The sequence below is a fragment of the Christensenella sp. genome, from assembly GCF_034927525.1.
GTDB lineage: Bacteria > Bacillota > Clostridia > Christensenellales > Christensenellaceae > Christensenella.
Genome location: NZ_JAYFPU010000255.1, coordinates 1 through 6,824, shown reverse-complemented (window position 1 = coordinate 6,824; position 6,824 = coordinate 1). Strand labels below are relative to the sequence as shown.

The following is a 6,824-nucleotide window of genomic DNA, read 5'->3' as shown; positions in this document are numbered from 1 at the left end:
TGTCGCTTATGATCACGCTATTTGAAGCGCAAATGATGCTGGAAAGCACGGCATTTGTTTCTTTGATGATCTTGGGCGTGAACCTTGCTCTTAAGGGTGGCATCAATTTATATAAAAAGAATTTAAGGAAAAAGGAACTGGCATGAAGTTAACGAGAAATCAATTTGACCTTTTAACCTGTATGGAAAAAAACGGCGCGCTTACGCAGCGTGAGATGGCAAAGTCATTGAATAAGGCGCTGGGAACGGTGAATAAGGGATTGGCAGAGCTGATGCAGCTCGCTTATATAAAAGATGGAGTGCTTACCGCAAAGGGACTGGAGGCTTTGGAACCATATCGTGTAAAGCGTGCCATTTTTATTGCGGCAGGCTTTGGTTCGCGCCTTGTACCCATCACGCTCAATACACCAAAACCGCTTGTAAGGGTGCAGGGGACAAGAATCATTGATACTTTGCTTGATGCAGTCCTTGCGGCTGGGATCGAGGAGATTTATATCGTGCGTGGGTATTTGGCGGAGCAGTTTGACCAGCTTATTTATAAATATCCCAATATCCATTTTATTGAAAATGCAGTATACAATGAAGCGAATAACCTCTCGTCAGTTGTATATGCGCGTGAATTATTGCAAAATGCCTATGTGCTAGAAGCAGACCTGTTGCTGTATCATCCGGAGATATTGACAAAGTATCAATATTGTTCTAATTATCTGGGGGTGCCGGTAAAAGAAACAGACGACTGGTGTTTTTATAGTGCGAACCGCAAATATATTACGAAAATGAGTGTAGGCGGCACAGACTGTTACCATATGTTTGGAATATCTTATTGGACGCAAGAGGACGGTAAAAAGCTGTCTGAATGTGTTATGGAGGTATACGAAAGTCCCGGCGGGAAAGAACGATATTGGGATCAGGTGCCGCTTGAATACCACTTGAAGGATTTTCATGTAGAAATCAGGGAATGCAGTTTTGATGATATCACGGAAATCGATACGTATAATGAATTGAAAAAAATCGATCCGGCGTACGGCGAAGTTTAAATTTTTTCAATCGTAACATTCTCGCTGTCCGACAGAAACGCAAGCAGACGTTCTTTTTGTGCCATAGCGTCCTCATAGCCGGCCTGATGCTGTGCAGAAAGCTTTTGCGGGTCCTTTTCCATACGTCCCGCGATGATCGGTTTGGTGGGGCGGATGATGAACGCATTACCGTCAGTTTCTTCCTGCTCGGCAATGCGGATACTTTCATTGTAATATTGATAACGGTTTGCCACAGTGCGGGCAAAATCACGATGGGCAGGGTAGCGCAAATAGGCGTACCAGCCCATTTTGCTTTTATGGTGCTCAAATCCGGCATTGCGTGTCAAAACGATCACGTTTTTGCGATTACCCTTCTTTAAGGAATATTCAATAGGTACCGAATCGCTTGCGCCGCCATCCATCAATTTGTGCCCATCAACCTGTACGATCGTAGAGGCCATAGGGATCGCTGCCGTGGCACACAGGTATTTCATATCGGCTTCATCCTCTAAGTCATGCAACTGTTGATAGAACGGTCTGCCATCCTTCAAATTCGTGGCGACGATCGTAAGCTTTTTGGGCGAAGCCTTAAACGCGTCATAATCAAAAGGGATAATATTGCGCGTTACCTCATAAAACACATACCTCATACCAAAAAAAGAACCGGTGGTTAAAAAATTCCAAAAGCTCAGATATTTATTGTTGATACAGGTATTGTATATCTCAAGATTCCTGCCATATTGGTTGGAGACATAGGAGATCGCGTTCGCTGCGCCGGCAGAGACGCCGATGATGTCTTCCATGTGGATGCCCATTGATAAAAAAGCGTCCAGAACACCCGCAGTATAAGACCCGCGCATTCCGCCGCCTTCCAAAATCAATCCTGTCTTTGCCATGCCGTATCACCTCAGTTCATTATTATAACTTTTTTATCAAATAAAATCAAAAGTGTGGTAAAATGGTTGCAGGGGAGAATGATGAATGGAAGCATTGATTGGGATAGTGATCGCGGCTGTTGCCGTTTGCTGTATGTATTTTTTTATGACATCTTCGCGCGCGGTAGATTTCGGCGCATGGATGAAGTCGTATAAATATGCTCATCGCGGGCTGCACAACGAACAAATGCCCGAAAATTCACTGGAAGCGTTTGAAAATGCGATTTGTCACGGATACGCGGTCGAGCTGGATGTCCATCTTTCAAAAGATGGGCAGGTCGTTGTTTTTCACGACGATACGCTTGTACGCGTGACGGGTGAAAGCGGAAAAATTGAAGATTATACGCTCGCGGAGCTAAAACAGATGCGGCTTGCAGGCACGCAGTGTACGATCCCGACGTTAAAAGAAGCGCTTGCGCTGATTGACGGGCGCGTACCTTTGCTGATAGAGACCAAAAACACCGGCAGCGCGGGACAGTTAGAGATCAATCTGTACGAAATCATGAAGGAATACCATGGAAAGTATGCATTGCAGTCTTTTTCGCCTTTCTCGATGCGTTGGTTCAAAAAGAACGCGCCGGACATACTGCGCGGACAGCTTTCGGCAACGTTTTCTTATGGAGCAGAAGAACTTCCAAAGTGGAAACGCTCGATGCTCAAGCATTTGTGCACCAACTTCGTATGCCGTCCGCATTTTATCAGCTATGAGATGGAAGGGTATTGTATGCCTGTTGTGCAAAGGATGCGTAAAAACGGATTGCCGCTCCTGATCTGGACGGTGCGTTCGAAGGAAAATAAAGAGCGTATCATGAAAAATGCAGACGCAGTGATCTTTGAAGACTTTGAGGCATGAGGAATATAAAATGAAAGAGACAATACAAAAAAAGCAGAGCAAGATAGTGCCTGTATTACTGGTTATTTTTGGTGCGCTTGCTTACTTGATCTTACTGCCGCAGATATGGTGGCTGGGGCTTGCTTTTGCCGCACTCGCGGTAATATGGGGTGGCATCACACTCAGAAAATACAATCTGTTTTCCGTTATTGCTATGCTGCTTGGCATCGTAGCTTGTCTTATTTATGTTTTCAGCCGATAGCTTTTAATAAAAAGGTAGTAAATACTATACTTTTCAGATAAAATAGGTATATCAGAAATAACGGGAGGGTGGTTCCTTGTTAAAGCTATATAGAGGCCTTGGAAAATACACAGGTCAACTTCTTTTGCTTGTGCTTTTGTTATTGGGGCAGGTGTTTTCACTTTTAATGCTGCCGAATATCATGTCCACGATCATCGATCAGGGCGTTATTGCAGGTGATATGGGCTATATCACGACGGCTGGACTGGTCATGCTGGGCATATCTTTGGGCGGCTCTGCCTGTGCCATCGGCGTAGGCTATTTTGCGTCCAAAGTCGGTGTCGGGTTTTGTACTGACGTCAGGAAAAGGCTGTTTCACAAAGTAGGAGAGTTCACCCTAGCGGAATTCGATAAAGTAGGTACTGCTTCTCTTACAACGCGGACGACGAACGACATTATGCAAATACAGGATTTTACGATCATGCTGTTTCGCGTGATCATCTTAGCGCCTATCATGTGTGTAGGCGGCGTTGCGATGTCCATGCAGAAAAACGCGCAGCTTGCGTGGGTGATCATTGCCTGTATGCCGTTGATCGTAGTGTTTTTGGTCATTATCATGCGCCGTGCGTTCCCAATCTTCAAATCTGTACAGTCAAAGCTCGATCAGGTCAATCTGGTGATGCGTGAAAACATTACGGGGGTGCGCGTTATTCGTGCGTTTACTGCGGAAGGCCGCGAGGAAAAACGCTTTGAAGAAGCAAACGAGATCATGACACAAACCTCAATCAAATCGCAGACATTGCTTTCTACGCTGATGCCGATATTGATGCTGATTGTCAATTTAGGGACGATCGCTGTCGTGTGGTTCGGTGGACAGCAGATCGCGCAGGGTTCTCTTGCAGTGGGTGATTTGATGGCGTTCATACAGTATCTGGTGCTGATCATGTATGCACTCGTGATGATGTCGATGATCTTTGCCATGATGCCACGCGCCAGTGTGTGTGCAGACCGCATCAACGAGGTCATGGATATCAAGCCGGACATCGTAAACAGCAAAAACCCTCAAACACCGCAAGAAAAAACAGGCGTTGTTGAATTCAAAAATGTTACCTTCAGATATGGCGACGCAGAAAAATCTGTGGTATCCAATATCTCATTCTCTGCGCAGCCGGGTCAGACGACAGCAATCATCGGCGCAACAGGAAGCGGCAAGTCATCTATCATTATGCTGATCCCGCGGCTTTATGATGCTTCCGAGGGCGAGGTACTGGTCGACGGTGTCAATGTGCGTAACTACGATGTGCATGAGCTGCGCAAGCGTATCGGTTATGTGCCGCAGAAGGCTGTGCTGTTCTCTGGCACGATCAAAGAAAATATTGCCTATGAGGATGAGTCGATGCCTGCTGCACAAATAGAAAAAGCGGCACAAATCGCACAGGCGGATATTTTTATCGAACAAAAGAAAGACAAATACAACGATCCGATCGCGCAGGGTGGCTCCAACGTGTCCGGCGGTCAGAAGCAGCGCCTCGCCATTGCGCGCGCGCTTGCGACGGACGCCAGTATCTTTGTATTTGACGATAGTTTTTCCGCGCTCGACTTCAAGACGGATGCGGCGCTCAGAAAAGCGATCAAGGAAAATACACAGGGTGCTACAGTTATTATCGTAGCGCAGCGAATCAATACGATCATTGATGCAGACAATATCCTTGTGCTTGACAAGGGACAGATCATCGGACAGGGTACGCATGACGAACTGGTGAAAACATGCGATGTTTATGCCGAGATCGCGCGCACGCAGATGTCGTAAAGGGGGTGTTTTATTGTGAAATCGAAGAATAAGAAGCAAGACAGCACGAATAACAAAGCAAAGAACTTCGGCGGTACGGTAAAGCGCCTGCTTGGTTTTTTTGCACCGTATAAGAAGCAACTTATTGCGGTACTGGTTTTTGCGTTTTTGGGTACATTGTTCCTAATCATCGGTCCTAAGGTATTGGGGGAAGCGACAAATACGATCTTTGCGGGAGTGGCGAGTGCGGCGGAAGGCAATGAAGCAGGCGCGGGTATTGACTTTGTGCGCCTGTCTCAGATACTGGCTTCGCTGGTCGTTATTTATGGACTGTCGGCACTGTTTACGTATATGCAGCAGCGTGTGACGGCGCGGGTAGCGCAGCGTACGGTGTTTGATCTGCGCGAGGCGGTTGATCAAAAAATCCAGCGTCTGCCGCTCAACTATTTTGATACGCATACGCACGGGGATATCCTGTCGCGTACAACGACGGATATCGAGCGGATCAGCGCGACGATCCAGCAATCCATGACGCAGCTGATTACTGCGGTATTTACGATCATCGGCATCATCGTGATGATGTTTTCCATCAGCTGGCAGATGACGCTGATCGCGCTGCTCGTTCTTCCTGCGGCGCTGTTCCTGTCGTCGCTTGTGGTCAGGAAGTCGCAGAAGTATTACATCGGACAGCAAAACAAGCTGGGCAACGTCAACAGCTATGTGGAGGAGATGTATTCCGGCCACAATATCATCAAATTATATAATACTGAAAAACGCACGGAAGCGGAGTTTGACGAAATGAATGATGCGCTTTACGAAGATGCGCGCCGTTCCCAGTTTGCGTCCAGTATCCTGATGCCCATCACGAATCTTGTGGGCAACGTCGGATATGTTGGGATATGTGTGTTGGGCGGTATCATGACGTCAAACGGGACGCTCACGGTAGGCGCGATCCAGGCATTCATCCAGTATATGCAGCAATTTACGCAGCCCATCGTACAGACCTCCAATATCGTTAACCTGCTGCAATCGACGGTTGCGGCGGCAGAGCGCGTGTTTGAGCTTCTGGACGAACCGGAGCAGGTGCCGGAGAATAAGGAATTGAAAGTCATTGGAAACATCAAAGGAGAGATCACCTTTGACCATGTTCGATTTGGTTATACGCCGGATAGGATACTCATCTCAGATATGAACGTTCATGTTGCGCCGGGGCATAAGGTCGCGATCGTAGGGCCGACGGGTGCGGGTAAAACAACGTTGGTCAATTTGCTGATGCGGTTTTATGAACTCAACAGCGGCAGCATACAGGTAGATAGTGTGGACATCCGCGATATCTCGCGTCAAAATCTGCGGCAACAGTTCGGTATGGTACTGCAGGAGACGTGGCTGTATTCAGGCTCGATTCGCGACAACATCCGCTATGGACGGCCGGAGGCGACGGACGAAGAAGTATATGAGGCCTGCCGTATGGCAAATGTGGATTCGTTCATCAGGACGCTGCCGGGCGGCTATGATATGATCATCAATGAAGATGGCAGCAACATCTCGCAAGGCCAGAAACAGCTGCTGACGATCGCGCGTGCGTTTTGCGCACGACCGCAGGTGCTGATCCTGGACGAGGCGACGAGCTCAGTTGACACCCGTACTGAAAAGCTGATACAGGATGCGATGGACAAGCTGACGCAGGGGCGTACCAGCTTCATGATCGCACACAGGCTTTCGACGATCAAGGATGCGGATATTATTCTTGTGATGAAGGACGGGGACATCATTGAGCAGGGAAGCCATGACGAGCTGATGGCACAGAATGGTTTTTATACAGGGCTTTATAACAGTCAGTTTGCCTAAAGACTGCGGGAAAAAATGCGGAAGGGAGTGCTGAAGCGATGACGGAAGATTTTTAACAGTTTACAAGTTCGCGCCTTGACAGTCTCTCTAATACGGAGCGTCAGATATTCAACTATGTTGTAAAGAATATGCACAAGGTCAAGAAAATGAGCATACGGGAGCTT

6 protein-coding genes are annotated in these 6,824 nt (G+C 47.4%); 5 read left to right on the top strand and 1 reads right to left on the bottom strand.

Annotation, left to right across the window (positions count from 1 at the left end; genetic code table 11):
• Positions 1-142: 142 nt before the first annotated feature.
• Positions 143-1,036: a sugar phosphate nucleotidyltransferase gene (locus VB081_RS10595; RefSeq protein ID WP_323400786.1), complete on the top strand. Its 894-nt coding sequence runs from the start codon at positions 143-145 to the stop codon at positions 1,034-1,036.
• Here the strand turns inward: VB081_RS10595 and VB081_RS10590 are convergent.
• Complete coding sequence (locus VB081_RS10590; RefSeq protein ID WP_323400785.1) at positions 1,033-1,911, bottom strand: patatin-like phospholipase family protein; 879 nt, start codon at positions 1,909-1,911, stop codon at positions 1,033-1,035. The genes VB081_RS10595 and VB081_RS10590 overlap by 4 nt on opposite strands.
• A gap of 85 nt (positions 1,912-1,996) precedes the next feature.
• Between VB081_RS10590 and VB081_RS10585 the strand changes: the two genes are divergently transcribed.
• The 4 genes from VB081_RS10585 (at position 1,997) to VB081_RS10570 (ending at position 6,660) form a co-directional block, all read left to right on the top strand.
• Positions 1,997-2,803, top strand: a complete 807-nt coding sequence (locus VB081_RS10585; protein ID WP_323400784.1) for a glycerophosphodiester phosphodiesterase family protein — start codon at positions 1,997-1,999, stop codon at positions 2,801-2,803.
• A 10-nt stretch (positions 2,804-2,813) separates the two neighbouring features.
• The gene (locus VB081_RS10580) at positions 2,814-3,044 is read left to right on the top strand and encodes a hypothetical protein (RefSeq protein ID WP_323400783.1); all 231 of its coding nucleotides are present in this window, start codon (positions 2,814-2,816) and stop codon (positions 3,042-3,044) included.
• Between the two features lie 76 nt (positions 3,045-3,120).
• The gene (locus VB081_RS10575; RefSeq protein ID WP_323400782.1) at positions 3,121-4,833 is read left to right on the top strand and encodes an ABC transporter ATP-binding protein; all 1,713 of its coding nucleotides are present in this window, start codon (positions 3,121-3,123) and stop codon (positions 4,831-4,833) included.
• 15 nt (positions 4,834-4,848) lie between these two features.
• A complete protein-coding gene (locus VB081_RS10570) occupies positions 4,849-6,660 on the top strand; it encodes an ABC transporter ATP-binding protein (protein ID WP_323400781.1) in 1,812 nt (603 codons plus the stop codon).
• Positions 6,661-6,824: the final 164 nt, after the last annotated feature.

Bases quoted from the DNA above. Each gene is read 5' to 3' on its own strand.
- VB081_RS10595 (WP_323400786.1), top strand. From the start codon at position 143: ATGAAGTTAACGAGAAATCAATTTGACCTTTTAACCTGTATGGAAAAA.
- VB081_RS10590 (WP_323400785.1), bottom strand. From the start codon at position 1,911: ATGGCAAAGACAGGATTGATTTTGGAAGGCGGCGGAATGCGCGGGTCT.
- VB081_RS10585 (WP_323400784.1), top strand. From the start codon at position 1,997: ATGGAAGCATTGATTGGGATAGTGATCGCGGCTGTTGCCGTTTGCTGT.
- VB081_RS10580 (WP_323400783.1), top strand. From the start codon at position 2,814: ATGAAAGAGACAATACAAAAAAAGCAGAGCAAGATAGTGCCTGTATTA.